The organism is Gordonia sp. NPDC003585 (assembly GCF_040610755.1).
Lineage (GTDB): Bacteria > Actinomycetota > Actinomycetes > Mycobacteriales > Mycobacteriaceae > Gordonia.
Genome location: NZ_JBEXMX010000033.1, coordinates 40693 through 56493 on the forward strand (window position 1 = coordinate 40693; position 15801 = coordinate 56493).

14 protein-coding genes and 1 pseudogene are annotated in these 15801 nt (G+C 66.0%); 6 read left to right on the top strand and 9 right to left on the bottom strand.

Annotated features, from left to right (window positions below; genetic code table 11):
- Positions 1–2 precede the first annotated feature (2 nt).
- Together sufU and ABZW74_RS11290 are read left to right on the top strand one after the other, a co-directional pair.
- Complete coding sequence (gene sufU, locus ABZW74_RS11285) at positions 3–461, top strand: Fe-S cluster assembly sulfur transfer protein SufU (RefSeq protein WP_240858643.1); 459 nt, start codon at positions 3–5, stop codon at positions 459–461.
- Positions 458–871 carry a metal-sulfur cluster assembly factor gene (locus ABZW74_RS11290; RefSeq protein WP_240858096.1) on the top strand — a complete coding sequence of 138 codons (414 nt, stop codon included), beginning with the start codon at positions 458–460 and terminating at the stop codon, positions 869–871. Before sufU ends, ABZW74_RS11290 begins: the two co-directional genes overlap by 4 nt.
- Before the next feature lie 21 nt (positions 872–892).
- On the opposite strand, the gene ABZW74_RS11295 is transcribed toward ABZW74_RS11290, so the two are convergent.
- On the bottom strand, positions 893–1687 hold the full coding sequence (locus tag ABZW74_RS11295; protein WP_355276237.1) for an MBL fold metallo-hydrolase: 795 nt from the start codon (positions 1685–1687) through the stop codon (positions 893–895).
- 81 nt (positions 1688–1768) lie between these two features.
- Here ABZW74_RS11295 and ABZW74_RS11300 point away from each other — a divergent pair, with 81 nt between their 5' ends.
- A complete protein-coding gene (locus ABZW74_RS11300) occupies positions 1769–2206 on the top strand; it encodes a DUF1992 domain-containing protein (RefSeq protein WP_240858067.1) in 438 nt (145 codons plus the stop codon).
- A 5-nt stretch (positions 2207–2211) separates the two neighbouring features.
- Here the strand turns inward: ABZW74_RS11300 and ABZW74_RS11305 are convergent, their stop codons facing one another.
- From ABZW74_RS11305 to ABZW74_RS11315, 3 genes are read right to left on the bottom strand one after another with little or no spacing between them, the layout of a single operon-like run.
- Positions 2212–2676: an SRPBCC domain-containing protein gene (locus tag ABZW74_RS11305; protein WP_355276239.1), complete on the bottom strand. Its 465-nt coding sequence runs from the start codon at positions 2674–2676 to the stop codon at positions 2212–2214.
- Positions 2677–2680: 4 nt separating this feature from the next.
- Positions 2681–3778, bottom strand: a complete 1098-nt coding sequence (locus tag ABZW74_RS11310; RefSeq protein ID WP_240858063.1) for a lycopene cyclase family protein — start codon at positions 3776–3778, stop codon at positions 2681–2683.
- A gap of 22 nt (positions 3779–3800) precedes the next feature.
- A complete protein-coding gene (locus ABZW74_RS11315) occupies positions 3801–4595 on the bottom strand; it encodes an SDR family oxidoreductase (RefSeq protein ID WP_240858048.1) in 795 nt (264 codons plus the stop codon).
- An 87-nt stretch (positions 4596–4682) separates the two neighbouring features.
- Between ABZW74_RS11315 and ABZW74_RS11320 the strand changes: the two genes are divergently transcribed.
- A complete protein-coding gene (locus ABZW74_RS11320; RefSeq protein ID WP_240858046.1) occupies positions 4683–6311 on the top strand; it encodes an ABC-F family ATP-binding cassette domain-containing protein in 1629 nt (542 codons plus the stop codon).
- Here the strand turns inward: ABZW74_RS11320 and ABZW74_RS11325 are convergent, their stop codons facing one another.
- The 5 genes from ABZW74_RS11325 to acnA all read right to left on the bottom strand — a co-directional run bounded on the left by ABZW74_RS11325 (position 6312) and on the right by acnA (position 13828).
- Entirely contained in the window at positions 6312–7049 is a 738-nt protein-coding gene (locus tag ABZW74_RS11325; protein WP_355276242.1) for a UPF0158 family protein, read from the bottom strand.
- A gap of 20 nt (positions 7050–7069) precedes the next feature.
- On the bottom strand, positions 7070–8620 hold the full coding sequence (locus ABZW74_RS11330; RefSeq protein ID WP_240858042.1) for an acyl-CoA synthetase: 1551 nt from the start codon (positions 8618–8620) through the stop codon (positions 7070–7072).
- Between the two features lie 96 nt (positions 8621–8716).
- Positions 8717–10345: a GMC oxidoreductase gene (locus tag ABZW74_RS11335; RefSeq protein ID WP_355276245.1), complete on the bottom strand. Its 1629-nt coding sequence runs from the start codon at positions 10343–10345 to the stop codon at positions 8717–8719.
- 45 nt (positions 10346–10390) lie between these two features.
- On the bottom strand, positions 10391–10990 hold the full coding sequence (locus tag ABZW74_RS11340; RefSeq protein ID WP_240858036.1) for a TetR/AcrR family transcriptional regulator: 600 nt from the start codon (positions 10988–10990) through the stop codon (positions 10391–10393).
- A gap of 45 nt (positions 10991–11035) precedes the next feature.
- The gene (gene acnA, locus ABZW74_RS11345; protein WP_355276257.1) at positions 11036–13828 is read right to left on the bottom strand and encodes an aconitate hydratase AcnA; all 2793 of its coding nucleotides are present in this window, start codon (positions 13826–13828) and stop codon (positions 11036–11038) included.
- Positions 13829–14249: 421 nt separating this feature from the next.
- Here acnA and ABZW74_RS11350 point away from each other — a divergent pair, with 421 nt between their 5' ends.
- Both ABZW74_RS11350 and ABZW74_RS11355 read left to right on the top strand, forming a co-directional pair.
- A complete protein-coding gene (locus ABZW74_RS11350; RefSeq protein ID WP_240858034.1) occupies positions 14250–14840 on the top strand; it encodes a DUF6676 family protein in 591 nt (196 codons plus the stop codon).
- 285 nt (positions 14841–15125) lie between these two features.
- A pseudogene (locus tag ABZW74_RS11355) lies at positions 15126–15801 on the top strand (hypothetical protein); the annotation flags it as partial.

The window sequence follows — 15801 nt, forward strand, 5'->3', positions numbered from 1 at the left end:
GCATGCGGATGGAGCAGATGTACCAGGACGTGATCCTGGACCACTACAAACACCCACACGGGCGCGGACTGCGTGAACCGTTCGGTGCCGAGGTCCACCACGTCAACCCGACCTGCGGCGACGAGGTGACGTTGCGCGTCACGGTCTCCGACGACGGCGCCACGATCGCCGACATCTCCTACGACGGGCAAGGATGTTCGATCTCGCAGGCCTCCACGTCGGTGCTCTACGACCAACTGGTCGGCCAATCGGTGGAATCGGCTCTGGCGACCGTGGATTCGTTCAATGCCATGATGACCTCCCGCGGCAAGGATCCCGGTGACGAGGAGATCATCGGTGACGGGATCGCCCTGGCCGGAGTGAGCAAATACCCCGCGCGCGTGAAATGTGCCCTCCTCGGATGGATGGCCTTCAAAGACGCGCTCGCACAGACCATCGACGACCGAGCGGAGTCAGCATGAGTGACGAAACCACCACCACCGAGGCACCTGAGTCTTCCGGGGCGCCCACCGCCGAGACGGGTCCGGCCGGAACCCCTTCCGCGCCGGCCACGTCTTTGCCGGCGCTGGAGGATGTCGAGGAGGCGATGCGCGACGTCGTCGACCCGGAACTGGGCATCAACGTCGTCGACCTCGGATTGGTCTACGGCATCGAGATCACCGACGACGCGGTCGCCAAGATCGACATGACCCTCACCTCGGCGGCCTGCCCGCTGACCGACGTCATCGAGGATCAATCCCGCGGCGCCCTGGTCAACAGCGGACTGTGTACCGACATGGAGATCAACTGGGTCTGGCTGCCGCCGTGGGGACCCGACAAGATCACCGACGACGGCCGAGAACAGTTGCGCGCCTTGGGTTTTACCGTCTGAGACGATCTCGCGACGCGCTTCTCAGCCGCTGCCGGATGTCTTCTTGTGGTCGCCCAGGAGCACCGGATCGTGGGCGCACACGACGTCGACAGGCAGCTCGCCTGTACCGAACGTTGCAGACAATCGGCGGCGTGTGTCCTTTGCCACTCGTCGGCTGATGGCCGAGATGCCCTCACTGGTGCGCACAACGAATGGCACGGAGCCACCGCGAATGGTCGCGTGGTGATAGAAGGCGTCGCCGCAGTGTAGGAGCCAGCGGTCACCTGTGTTGACGGCGACCCCGGCATGTCCCGGAGTGTGCCCCGGCAGCGAGACCAAGAGCACGGAATCCCCGACGCCCCTCACTGGTGCGGCGTCGAAACCATGCCAGGGCGTGGTGAATTCGGCGTACCGCTCGACGGTGGGTTCTGGTGTCGAGCGCCACGAGCCGTAGCGAATCTTCGCCGACAAGCCGGGTGCGGTCCCGGCGTACTGATACTCGCTGTCGGTGACGTGGAGGGTTGCCTCGGGGAAGTCGGCGATTCCGCCTGCATGGTCGAGATCAAGGTGTGTGACCACCACATGCCGCACATCTCGCCGGTCGAAGTCGAGTGCTTCGATCTGTGCGATCGCCGTCTCCTCGTACTTCAGGTCGGGCCGGAGCACCTTTCCCATCAGCCCGAGTCGAGTCGGCTGCTCGATGTCGCACAGCCCGAATCCGGTGTCGACGACCACGATGCCGTCGTCGGTCTCGACGGCCAGAACATGGCAGATCATGCGGGGCGAGGCCAGCGGACGCATGCTTCCGCAGTTGAGGTGGTGTACGCGTACGGTCATGTCCGGCAACGATAGCGATGCGGACGAGAGGGAGGAGCGAAACAGCTTGTCTGGTCGGCGCTCGGCAGGCAGGCTGGAATCATGTCCGAATCCGAGGGCCATTTTCGACGCATCCGCCGGTGGCGCCCGCCGGTCGGGGAGTCCCGGGTGGAGAAGATGATCCGCGAGGCCACCGAGCGCGGTGAGTTCGACAACCTGCCCGGCATGGGCAAACCCCTCGACCTCTCCGACGCCGACGATCCGGACTGGTGGGTCAAACGCAAGATCCGCGACGAGAACCTCGACTCGTCGGCACTGCTGCCCGCACCTCTTCAGTTGCGCAAAGAGGCACAAGGTTTCCCGGAGTCGCTCCGCGGCATCGCCGACGAGGACGCGGTCCGCGACATCCTCACCGACTTCAACCGGCGCGTGCGCGAAGCGCATCTCGCGACTCGCGCCGGCATGCCGTCGCTGATCACCGCTCATACCGTCGACGTCGATGAAGTGGTCGCGCAGTGGCGGACATTGCGGTCGCAGTGATCTCCCTAGGGCGTGTCTCCCAACATGTTCACGACGTCGGTCAACCTTGGCAGTAGCGTTCGATTCCAGGACCGCTCGATCCCGTTGCGCGCGTATCGCTGATAGCGGTCCGCAATGTCGAAACCGCTCATCTGCCAGAACAACCGGGTACCCCGGCCATGCGGAAGCAGTCGGTAGTCCATCATCCAGCGCTGGGGCGGATTCCCACGAAGGTCGGTCCAACTGTAGGCGAGGTGCCCGGGCTCGTCGGCCGCAACGACCTGACACGCCATCTCGGCGTCGGGTCTATCGCGTACCGCCACTTGAACGATGAACGTTGTCCCGACCACGGGCGCAAAGCCGATCACCGGCGAGAGCCATCCGGCGATCAGCTCTGGCTCCGTCAGCGCGCGCCACACAACCCGGGGTGGCCGCTCCACGAACAGCGCAAGATCGATCAGTGACGGGTCAGGCACCGAGTCGTCGAACACGCAATCACCGCCCGAGCACCGAGCGGATCATCGCCCCGCGTGTACTGCTGCCCGCCGCCGTGAACAGATTCGTCATCGTGGTCAGCACTCCCGAAAGGTTCTCGCGCTCGGACAGATAGGCGCGTTGCCGGCCGACGGGGAGGTGGGCGAAGGTGTCGAAGAATCGTCGGGTCTGGGGAGCGTCGAATGACAGAAGTGATCGCAGTCCCGCGCGTCGCAGCCGATAGACCTGCCGGGCCGAGAGCGACCAGATAGCGTCGTTCGGGTCCTTCTGTGCGGCAGCCGCTTTCGCCACCACCTCGGCTGCTTGCAGTGACGCTGCGACGCTGTAGCCGGTGGCCGGATGCATCAGCCCGCCACGTGCGCCGAACTCCATCACCTCGCTGCGCCACGGGCTGCTCTCGCCGAGGAGGCCGAAGGAGACGATCTCGTCGTCGATTTGGGTCAACGACAGATGGGCCAGGCGAGCGTCGAGCCGTCGGCGTAGCTCGCTGGGCGGCAACGCCGGGTCGCCGGCCAGGCACGTCTCCTCGAGTAGGACGCGGTTGTCGTCGAGCGGAATGGCGTAGAGGAACGACGGTGGGGCTTGAGAGTCGAGGCCCGGGAACACACCCCAGTCCATGAGGATGGCTTCGGCGCCGTCGAGCACGGGGAGTGCTTGGCTGCGTGGCACGATCCGCCCGAACGCGGTTTGTCGGGCGCCGCGACCGGTGATTCCGCGGGCATCGACGACGATGTCTGCCACGATGTGCTCACCTGAGCGCAGGGTGACCCGATCGGGGTGTACCGCGACGGTACGGTCGACGATGACGTGGGCGTCGGAGACGTCGAGGACCGACTGCAGCCCTTCGACGTCGAGGACGGTGTAACCGCGTCGAACCGCCACCCGCTCCGTGGACCGCATGTCGACCGAATTCACTTGGGCAGCAATGGAGTCCGTGGGCAGCCAGTGGGGCAGTTCGTCGGTCCAGCAGGCATAGGTCGCGCGCCATGCGCGATGCGGTGCCGGGTCCACGAGGGTCACTGCGACACCCTCGCGCAAGAGCCGATGCGCCAGGGCTCGGCCCGACGGACCGGCCCCGACGACGATCGCCTCGGTCACGCCTCGGTCCCGTCGGCCACGGTTACATATTGCCGGTCGAGAGCAGGCCGCCGTCGACCGCCAGCGTCTGGCCGGTGATCCACACGGCTTCGTCGCTGGCCAGGAACGCGGCGGCGCGGGCGATGTCCTCGGTCTCGCCGAGTCGGCCGAGGGGATAGCCCTTGATGGCGCGGGCTTCGTTCTCGCCGGCGATCAGGTCCTTGGCGAACCGGGTGCGGATGATGGCGGGTGCGATCGCGTTGACGCGGATGTTGTTGCTGCCGAGCTCCCAGGCCAACTCCGATGTCAGGCGGATCATCGCGGCCTTGGACGCGCCATAGGCGGCGATCACCCCGGTCGACCGCAGACCGGCGACGGAGGCGATGTTCACGACCGCGCCACCGCGATCGGACATGCCGGCGCGGAACGCCTCCTGGATGAAGCCCAGACCCGCAACCACGTTGGTGTCGAAGATCTTGCGGAAGGCCCCCAGATCGGCATCCATCAGCGGACCGAACAGCGGGTTGATCCCGGTGTTGTTGACCAGGATGTCGATGGCCCCGCCGAGTTCGACCGTCGCGGCGACCGCTTCGGTGCGGTGAGTTTCATCACCGGTGTTGCCGGGGCAGTCGACGACCCGGGCCTCGGGAACCGCAGCGCGGATCTCGTCGGCAGCGGCGGCAAGTGGCTCGGGTTTGCGGCCGGTGATGACCACCGATGCACCGCGTCGGGCCAGTTCGGTGGCGATGCCCAGACCGATGCCGCGACTGGCGCCGGTCACCAGCGCGGACTTGCCGGACAGGTCGGATGTGCTCGGGATTGCTGTGGGTTGCGTCACGTCGATCACCGTATCCTTCCCGTCGCGACGTCCGGGTGCGGTCCGGGTGGAAAATCCCGCTGACATGCACCGGTAGACTGGTCCGTCGTGATCACCGCGACCGACCTGGAAGTTCGAGCGGGCGCTCGGACCCTGCTGTCGGCGCCCGGCGACGCACTGCGCATCCAGCCCGGCGACCGGATCGGTTTGGTGGGGCGTAACGGAGCCGGCAAGACCACCACTCTGCGCATCCTGGCCGGCGAGACCGAGCCCTACGCCGGTGAGATCCGCCGGTCCGGCGATCTCGGCTACCTTCCGCAGGATCCGAAGGAGGGCGACCTCGACGTGCTGGCCAAGGACCGGGTGCTCTCGGCGCGCGGTCTGGACGCGATCCTGCGCGACATGGAGAAGCAGCAGGCGCAGATGGCCGAGGCCGCCGACGATCGCGCGCGTGACAAGGCAGTGGCGCGTTACGGGCGTCTGGAGGAGCGGTTCGCCGACCTCGGTGGGTATGTTGCCGAATCCGACGCGGCGCGCATCTGCCACAGCCTGGGCCTGCCCGACCGGGTGCTGGCCCAGCCGTTACGCACATTGTCTGGCGGTCAGCGTCGTCGCATCGAGTTGGCACGCATCCTGTTCGCGGCGTCCGACGACTCCGGGAAATCCGACACCACCCTGTTGCTCGACGAGCCGACCAACCACCTCGACGCCGACTCGATCGCATGGCTGCGCGGGTTCCTGCAGAACCACGAGGGCGGCCTGGTGGTGATCAGCCACGACGTCGACCTTCTCGCCGATGTGGTGAACCGGGTCTGGTTCCTCGACGCGGTGCGCGGCGAGGCCGATGTCTACAACATGGGGTGGCAGCGCTATCTCGACGCGCGTGCCACCGACGAACAGCGTCGTCGGCGCGAGCGGGCCAACGCAGAGAAGAAGGCGTCGGCCCTGCGCACGCAGGCGGCCAAACTCGGTGCCAAGGCCACCAAGGCGACGGCGGCGCAGAACATGCTCAAGCGCGCCGATCGGATGCTCGACGCCCTCGACGACGAGCGGGTGGCCGACCGTACCGCGCGCATCCGCTTCCCGGAGCCCGCGGCGTGCGGCAAGACCCCGCTGATGGCGGCCGGGCTGTCCAAGAGCTACGGCTCGCTGGAGATCTTCACCGGGGTCGACCTGGCGATCGACAAGGGCAGCCGCGTCGTGATCCTCGGCCTCAACGGTGCGGGCAAGACCACGCTCCTCAAACTTCTTGCGGGCGTGGAGAAACCGGATACCGGCAAACTGGAGCCGGGGTACGGCCTCAAGGTCGGGTATTTCGCGCAGGAGCACGACACGCTCGACGACATGGCCTCCGTGTGGGAGAACATCCGACATGCGGCGCCCGACGCGGGGGAGCAGGATCTGCGCGGACTGCTGGGTGCGTTCATGTTCTCCGGCGCTCAGCTCGATCAGCCGGCGGGCACCCTGTCCGGCGGTGAGAAGACCCGTCTGACGCTCGCCGGTCTGGTGTCGTCGGCGGCGAATGTGCTGCTGCTCGACGAGCCGACCAACAACCTCGACCCGATCTCGCGCGAACAGGTGCTCGACGCATTGCGCAGCTACACCGGGGCTGTCGTGCTCGTCACCCACGACCCCGGCGCCGCCGCGGCACTGGACCCGCAGCGCGTGATCCTGCTGCCCGACGGCACCGAGGATCACTGGTCGGACGAGTACCAGGAACTCATCGAACTCGCCTGATCAAAAGGGGTTCCCGATCGCCGGGCGATAGCCGTTGCCGGCCAGCCACTCCCGCGCACGGCCGGTCTTGCGCTCATCGCTGAAGTTGTTCCAGCGGGTGAGCATGTCCGGGTGGGAGTCGGCCTTGCGGTGCAGCACATCTCGGAAGCGCCGGAAAGCGCCGCGACCCTCGATCGCCATGCCGAGCAGTTCGGCGAGGTGTTCGTCCTCGACCTCCCACGCGATGAACTTCTCCATGTCGCGATAGCCCTGACGTGACCCCTCGCAGTCGATGGAGAGCCACCGGTCGGGGTCCTCGAGATTGTCTTCGGTCATTCCCATGTCGTCGAGGTCGGCGACGCCGGATTCGAACATGAAGTCCGGGTAGACCGTTCCGTCCGTCAGGTCGATTCGGCCCCCGCCCTGCATCGGGTCGCCTTCGAGTGACGACGAGATCATCTCGAGATCGACTTTCAGCTCCTTCAGCAGTGGCGTGGCACCTGTCCCGAGCGCAGATTCGATCTGGTCGGCCAGCTCGTCGTCGCCATACCATTCACGCTCCCGAAGGGCCGCGACACACTGCTCGGCCAACTCGGTGGCACCGTCGGTCTTCGACGCGAGCGCGACCAGCAGTCCTTCGCCTGCTGCCTGCAGGATGTCGTCCCACCGGTTGGCGCGCAGTACCGCAATGACGTCTTGGCCGATGTCGTTGCGGGTTGCCGCTCGAAGCGCGTGATCCCGGTCTGTTTCGTCGGCCATACCCCATCCTTCGCTCGTGACTACACCGCCGCTGCGGGCCAGTACTGCTTCCGCAGCTCGCCTTTGACGAGCTTACCGGTGGGTGTGCGTGGCAATTCAGAGACGAAGTCGACCGAACGCGGCGCCTTGTAGGCGGCGATGGATTCCTTGGTGAAAGCGATCAGCTCATCGGCGAGCTCGTCGGACGGTAGTCGGCCGTCGGCGAGCTGGACGCACGCCTTGGCGACCTCGCCGAGGTCGGGGTCGGGCACTCCGATCACCGCGACGTCGAACACGGCCGGGTGGTTGATGAGAACATTCTCTGCCTCCTGCGGGTAGATGTTGACCCCGCCGGAGATGATCATGAACGCCTTGCGGTCGGTCAGATACAGGTAGCCGTCGGCATCGACATACCCGACATCGCCTGTGGTGGACCAGTTCTCGTGCTCGGGGTGCTGAGATTTCCGTGTCTTCTCCGGATCGTTGTGGTACTGGAACGGCACCTCGTCGCGTTCGAAGTAGACCTGCCCGACCTCTCCGGTGGGCACTTCCTTGCCGTCCTCATCGCAGATGTGGATGACGCCGAGCAGCGGCTTGCCGACCGAGCCGGGATGGTCGAGCGCTTCCTGCGGTCCGATGAAGGTTGCGCCTGCCGCCTCGGTCGATGCGTAGTACTCGTGGATCACCGGACCCCACCACTCGATCATCGCCTGCTTCACCTCAACCGGGCACGGCGCTGCCGCGTGAACGGCCAGCTTCAAGCTGCCGACGTCGTACTTGGCGCGGATGTCGGCCGGAAGTTTCAGCATTCGGATGAACATGGTCGGGACCCACTGGCTGTGTGTCGCGTGGTACTTCTCGATCGCGGCCAGTGCGTCTTGCGGATCGAAGCGGTCGAGGAACACCACGGTTCCGCCGACCGAATTCGTCACGCCGCAATACCGCAGCGGTGCAGCGTGATACAGCGGCGCCGGGGACAAGTAGACCGCCGTCGGGTCGAAGCCGTACATCGGCGCGAAGATCGCGGTGTAGGCGTCGGGGATTTCATCGACCTGCCCCTGCGGCATCGGCGTCTTGATGCCCTTGGGCCGTCCGGTGGTTCCCGAGGAGTAGAGCATGTCGGTACCGCGTGGCTGATCGGTGCGTGACGCGTCGGACGCAGCAGCGAGCGCAGTCTCGTAGGAGTCGAAGCCCGGGATCTCGCCGCCCCAGGAGAGTCGATGCCCGGGCCGCTTCAGCGCATCGATCTCTGCGGAGTCGGCGACGGCGTCGGACACCGACGCGCCGGCGAACAGCACCTGAGCGTTGCAGTCGGCGAGGATGTAGTTGGTCTCCGCGGCGGTCAGGTGGTGGTTGATTGCCGTCACGTACAGTCCGCTGCGCAGCGCGGCCCAGTACACCTCGAACATGTGCAGGTCGTTCGCCGACACCATCGCGATGCAGTCGCCCGGCCGGAGTCCCAGTGACTCAAGGTGATTCGCCAGGCGCGTGGAGTTCTGGTCGAGCTCGGCGTACGTGAGCTGTTCTCCGGTGGCGGCGCGGATCACGGCGGGCTTGTCCGGGGTGGACTTGGCGAAGACTCCAGGAAACACGGCAGTCTCTCCTCTGCAGGTCAGGAATGCATGTGATGGCAGCCGAGCGAGCGCTCGGACGTGCTCGGCATCACAGTACCTGACGCGCCGCCAACGTCAGTGTCGGGCGAGGAAACGATCCATCGTGCGCTCGGCGAGTGCGGTGATCGTGAGGGACGGGTTGACGAGCCCGACGGCGCCGGGGCAGAACGAACCGTCGACCACATAGAGGTCGTCGTAGCCCTTGACCCCGCCGTCGGCTGTGGCCGCTTGCCCGATGACGACGCCACCCAGCCCGTGGAAGGTACTACCGGAACCGAATCCGAAACTGCGCGAGTACAGCGGAATGCCGTTCTGCGGGAAGCCGTATCGGGTTTCGGTGCGTTCGTGGAAGTGCTGGGCGAACGCGGCCCCGCGCCGATCGAGGACGCTCGTTCCCTCGGGATACGGATAGTTGAGCTGGGTGCCCCTGGTGGCGTGGTCGTAGTCGATGGTGCCGCGTTCGTCGGTGTGTACCTGAATGAGATGTGTGGTTGCGGTGCCACCGAGGGGAGACGGGAAAGGACTCGCCTGGTAGACGATCGCTGCGGGGCCGCCGGGCAGGCGGTCCTCCCGAAGCCGGCTGTAGCCGGGTCCGCCCTGGATCGGACCGTACTGCTCGCGCAGTGCGGTCCGCACGATGAGGAAGTCGCCGTTGCCGCCGAACCCGTCACCGATCCTCGGCGACAGTCGGGGCAGGGTTCCGTGCGCGCGGGCGCGGACCAGCAACGACGTCGTGTGATACGAGCCGGCCGCGAGGAACAGGTGGTCGGCCTCGGCGGTGACGATCCGGAGCGTGCGGTGCTTGTCGTCGATCACCCGGGCCCGCACGACGAATCCCCGTCGGCGGCTGCGTGGTCGGATCTCGAAGACCTCGTGCATCGGCTTGATGGTGACGTTGCCCGTGGCCTCGGCGGCCGGCAGGTAGTTGTGGTCGACCGAGTTCTTGGCCCCGCTGTTCACGCCGTAGGAGAGGTCGCCGATGCTGACGCCTGGCCGGACGCGCCCGGAGAGTTCCTTGCGGACGAGGTCCCAGTTGATGGAGTAGTCGATGAAGCTCGGCCGGACTCCGTAACGTGCGACCGTCCGCAACCACGATCGGGCGCCGACGTAGTTGGGGTGGGCGAGGATGTCCGGTGGCAGCGGTGTCGCGTTGAGCATGCGCCGAGCGCGCGGATAGTAGGTCCGCGCGAGACCGTCGTAGTCGGTGCCGCCGGGGAACAGCATCTCGAAATCGGGTTTGTCGGGCTGAGCCGAAAAGGCGCCGAACACAAGAGATCCGCCGCCCACGCCCGCGCCGTAGACGGACTCGATGCCGTTGCCCTTGATCGCATCCAGGACGCCCGGGTAACGCTCGACCGGGACCTGCAACGAGCTGGAGATGCCTGCGGTGTCGGAGAACCAGGCGGCTCGGCGGTCGGGCCGATCGAAAGTGGCAAAGGTGTTGCCGTCTGGACGAATCGGCCAGCGTCGTCCGCGTTCGAATACCGTTGTCCGAAAGCCTGCCTGTCCAAGGCGAAGTGCCGCGACGGCACCGCCGAATCCGCTGCCGATGACGATCGCGGTGCCGCGTTCGGCGGCGGCCGTGGCGCCGGCTCCGCGTCCGATAGCTGCCGTGGCGGCGGTGATTGCGCCCGCAGCGGCAGCTCCTTTGAGCAGCGAGCGCCGTGTGAGCAGGAAGTGTTCAGGCCGATCGGGTGCGTCCACGACAGCTAACTTAGGGTACCCTACCTGAAGGTTTGCTGAGAACGCTCAGGTACGCGCCGCCGCCTGGTCGTAGGTCGCCGAACGCGGTGCGCGCACCGACTCCTCGACCAGGTCGAGAACCGCGTGCAGATCATCGGTGGGACGTCCCGACGCGAGCCGGGTGATGAGTCCGTCGAGGACGAGGTCGAGGTAGTCCAGCAGCACGTCGGTGGGGACGTCCTCGCGCAGCCGCCCGGCTTCGCGACCGCGTTCGAGTCGGTCGAGGGTCGCCTTTTCCAGGTCGAGGGAGTGCGCAGTCCACGCATCCCGGAAGGCTGCGTCGGTCCGGAGTTTGCGGGCGATCTCCAGGCGGGTACCCAGCCAGTCGAAATCCTGTGGGCGGGCGAGCATGTCACGCATGACCTGCACGAGTCCCTGTTCGGCTGCGACGTCGGCCATCCGCTCGGCGTCCTCGCGCGCCAGGGCGAGAAAGAGCGCCTCTTTGTCCCGGAAGTGATGGAAGATCGCGCCGCGTGACATCCCGGTCGACTCTTCGATGCGCTTCACTGTCGCACCGTCGTAGCCGTACTCGGCGAAGCAGTGCCGCGCGCCGTCGAGAATCTCCCGACGACGCGCGGCCAGACGATCATCGCTGACCTTGGGCACCGACTTCTCCCCGGATCGTCGATCGCCTGATCACCGACATCATGATCAGCTCTTGATCATGTTGCGCAGCACGTACTGCAGGATGCCTCCGTTGCGGTAGTAATCGGCCTCGCCGGGGGTGTCGATGCGAACCTTGGCGTCGAACTCGATGACCGAGCCGTCCTCCTTGGTCGCGGTGACGTGCACGGTCTTCGGCGTCTTACCGTCGTTGAGTTCCTCGATGCCGCTGATGTCGAACACCTCGGTGCCGTCGAGACCCAGCGACGAGTAGGACTCGCCGTCCGGGAACTGCAGCGGGATCACACCCATGCCGATCAGGTTCGAGCGGTGGATGCGCTCGAAGGACTCGACGATGACGGCCTTCACGCCGAGCAGCATCGTGCCCTTGGCCGCCCAGTCACGCGACGAGCCCGATCCGTACTCCTTGCCACCGAGCACGACCAGCGGTGTGCCGGCCTCCTTGTAGTTCTGGCAGGCGTCGTAGATGAACGACTGCGGGCCGCCCTCCTGGGTGAAGTCGCGGGTGTAGCCGCCGGTCACACCGTCGAGCAGACGGTTCTGCAGACGGATGTTGGCGAAGGTGCCGCGGATCATCACCTCGTGGTTGCCACGCCGCGAACCCAGCGAGTTGTAGTCCTTGCGGGCCACACCCTTGGAATCGAGGTACTGCGCCGCCGGGGTGCCCGGCTTGATCGGACCGGCGGGGGAGATGTGGTCGGTGGTGACCGAATCGCCCAGCACCGCCATCACGCGCGCGCCTTTGATGTCGGACACCGGCGAGGGCTCCAGATCCATGTCGTCGAAGTACGGCGCCTTCGCGACGTAGGTCGAGTCGTCGTCCCAGTCGAAGGTCTTGCCCTCCGGCGTCGGCAGGCTCTGCCAGCGCTCGTCTCCGGCGAAGACGTCCTTGTAGGAGTCGGCGAACATCTCCTGGTTGATAGAACCGGCGATGACCTCCTCGATCTCCTTCGCCGTCGGCCAGATGTCCTTGAGGAAGACGTCGTTGCCCTCGGTGTCCTTGCCCAGCGGGTCGGTCTCGAAGTCGAAGTCCATCGTTCCCGCGATGGCGTACGCGATGACCAGCGGCGGCGAGGCGAGATAGTTCATCTTGACGTCGGGGGAGATGCGACCCTCGAAGTTGCGGTTGCCCGACAGCACCGCGGTGGCGGTGAGGTCGTTGTCGTTGATGGCCTTGGAGATGGCCTCGGGCAGCGGTCCGGTGTTACCGATGCAGGTGGTACAGCCGTAGCCACCGAGGAAGAAGCCCAGCTTCTCCAGGTAGGGCCACACGCCGGCCTTCTCGTAGTAGTCGTTGACCACCTGCGAGCCCGGCGCCATGTTGGTCTTCACCCACGGCTTGCTCGACAGGCCCTTCTCGACGGCCTTCTTGGCCAGCAGGGCCGCGCCCAGCATGACCGACGGGTTGGAGGTGTTGGTGCAGGAGGTGATGCCTGCGACCACCACGGCGCCGTGGTCGAGGATGAACTCGCCGCGTTCTTCGTCGAGCACCTTGATCGGCTTCGTCGGACGGCCCTCTGCGCCGTTGGCGGCCGAATGCACCACCACGGCGTCCTCCTCGGCGAAGGACAGCGTGGCCGGATCCGATGCCGGGAAGGACTCCTCCACGGCCTCGTCGACGTTGGTGTGCTGCGGGGTGTTGCCCTCTTCCACGTAGTTGTGGATGTCCTTGCGGAACGCGGTCTTGGCGTCGGACAGTTCGATGCGGTCCTGCGGACGCTTCGGTCCGGCGATCGACGGAACAACCGAACCGAGGTCGAGTTCGAGGTATTCGGAGAAGACCGGCTCGCGCTCGGGGTCGTGCCACATGCCCTGTTCCTTGGCGTAGGCCTCGACGAGCGCGAGTTGCTCGTCGGGACGGCCGGTGAGGCGCAGGTAGTTGACGGTCTCCTCGTCGATCGGGAACATCGCTGCGGTGGAACCGAATTCGGGGCTCATGTTGCCCAGCGTGGCGCGGTTGGCAAGGGGGACCTCGGCCACACCTTCGCCGTAGAACTCGACGAACTTGCCGACGACGCCGTGCTTGCGCAGCATCTCGGTGACGGTGAGGACCACGTCGGTGGCGGTCACGCCGGGGCTGATCTGTCCGGTCAGCTTGAAGCCGACCACGCGCGGGATGAGCATCGAGATCGGCTGGCCGAGCATCGCGGCCTCGGCCTCGATACCGCCGACGCCCCAGCCCAGGACGCCGAGGCCGTTCTCCATCGTGGTGTGCGAGTCGGTGCCGACGCAGGTGTCGGGGTAGGCCTGGCCGTTACGCACCATGATCGAGCGCGCCAAGTGCTCGATGTTCACCTGGTGCACGATGCCGGTGCCCGGGGGGACGACCTTGAAGTCGTCGAAGGCGGTCTGGCCCCAACGCAGGAATTGGTAGCGCTCGCCGTTGCGCTCGTACTCGAGTTCGACGTTGCGCTCGAAGGCGTCGGCGCGGCCGAAGACGTCGAGGATGACCGAGTGGTCGATGACCAGTTCGGCCGGGGCCAGCGGGTTGACCTTGGTCGGGTCGCCACCGAGGCGGCCGACGGCCTCACGCATGGTGGCCAGGTCGACCACGCAGGGGACACCGGTGAAGTCCTGCATGATCACACGCGCCGGCGTGAACTGGATCTCGATGTCCGGCTCAGCCGTGGGATCCCAGTTGGCGATTGCCTCGATGTGTTCGGTGGTGATGTTCGCGCCGTCTTCGGTGCGCAACAGGTTCTCGGCGAGGACCTTCAATGAATAGGGGAGTTTTTCGGTTCCCTTGACGGCATTGAGCCGGAAGATCTCGTAACTCTGGTCGCCGACCTCGAGGGTCCCGCGGGCGTCGAACGAATTGATACTCACGTCTGATCCACTCTCCTCTGGTGCCGACGGGCTGCGCCGGCGGTGCTCGAACTGTGCGGGTGGTTCAGGGATGAGCCACCCGCTCGATCTCGTCGGCGAACGCCGCCCGTTCGTCGACACTGACCATCACCGACGGGCTGCGCCGGTGTCACTCGTCCCCGGGACGCGTCGGCATTCCGTCGAGACGAGTGGCCGCGGAGGGCACCGCGGCGATACATCCATGTTAACAGTACGAGCGTACTGCTAACAAGTTGTTGCGACACGACACGCCCCATCGACACGCCCGCCCCGAGTACTTCGAGCGGAATGCGCCAGCCCACTTCATTCTGTCGTACGGTGCTTGACTAGGTTTGGCGAGGAGAGAAGTGTCCGCGTGAATTTAATGGCGGCGAAACGTTGACGTGAGGAACCCCCGATGAGTCCCGATCCGCAGGTGCCCGGTTCGCCGGGAACCGAGGCCGGAAGCAACGATGCGCCGACGATCCCAGGACTCACCGGCGTCGACATGGGTCAACTGGCCACCGACATCCGCGACGACCACGTGGCCGCGCCCGACAATCCCGATCAGGTGGCTGCTCTGCGCAAGGTCGTGGCCGATGCGAAGGCCAACGGCCACGACATCAGTCTCGTCGTGGTGAAGACGCAGCAGCCCACCTACACGATCTACCGCGACATCGCGACCACGCTGCAACCGGAGGTCGGCGGCACGGTGATCGTCCTCGGTCCCAACTCCGTCGGCAGTACCTCGCCCGAGTTCAGTCGGTTTGTCCAAGAACAGGCCACCAACAACCTCGATCTTCGCCAGCCCGCAGCCGCTGCCGGGCAGATGGTCGACCAGATGACTGCCCCGACCCTGGATTGGACGATCATCACGTTGGTGCTGATCGTCGTGGTCGGCGTCGGTGCGGTTCTCGGCAGGCTGAAGACCCTTCGTCGGCGGCGCAACGACGACGTGGTTTCGAACGCATTGGAGTCCGAGACCTTGGGAACTGCCGACGGTCGCTGACCACAGTTCAGGTTTCTGTTGTGGTGGCCGAGATGGACGCTGCGCCCCTACCGCATGCGTCCGACGCGTAACGCGTGCACCTGTCCGACCGTCGCTGAGTGTTGCGAAGTTGAGACCTTCCGGTCGGGTGGCCCTTTTGGCCAGTTCACGGCATTTTCGCAGGTAATCACGTGAATGTAATTCACGATTGCGCTTTTCCGATGTGTCTGATGTGACGTACGGTTCTGATGTCACATGTGATGCAGAAGTCGCTTTCAGGGTCTCATGTGCTGCATGGTGCAGTAGATGACCACCGTGGCGGGGGATGGTTCGCATCCGGCAACGAACGAGTGCGGGATGGCTCATCCCGAACAGATCGGCAAGGAGTTCTCAGTGACGCGAGGTACAACCGGTGCGGGCCACCGGGCGTCGTGGCCGGCGCGCCTGGGGGCACTGATGGCCGCAGGTCTGCTAGGGGTCGTCGGCGTCGGTGGCGCGATGGGGGCGCCCGGTGCGAGCCGCCCGGCATCTCCGGTGTCGGGACTCATCAATCAGCTCGCGCAGGTGAACCAGAACATTGCCGACCTCGACGACGCGCTCGCCGTGCGGCAAGAGTTCGTGAATCGGTCGCTCGTCGACTACCAGAACTCGGTGGCCGCTCAGCGGCTGGCCACAGTCGCCGCGCAAGGCGCCCAGCGTGCGCTGCGCGACTCGGGCCGCGCAGTGGTCGCCGCTCAGCGCGAGTTCGACCACTTTGTCCGGCAGGCCTATCGTCAGGGCGGCGAACAGGGCTCGATGGCCAACTACGCGTCATCGCCCGACCCGCAGTCGATACTCGACCGGATGACGTTGCTCGATCAGATCAGCGAGCAGCATCAGGGCACCATCCGCCGCCTTCAGGTGGCCCGCAATCAGCAGGCGAACCGCGTCGCGGCCGCCGAGGCGACGAAACGTCAGGCGGCCTTCGCGGCAACGAGCGCCG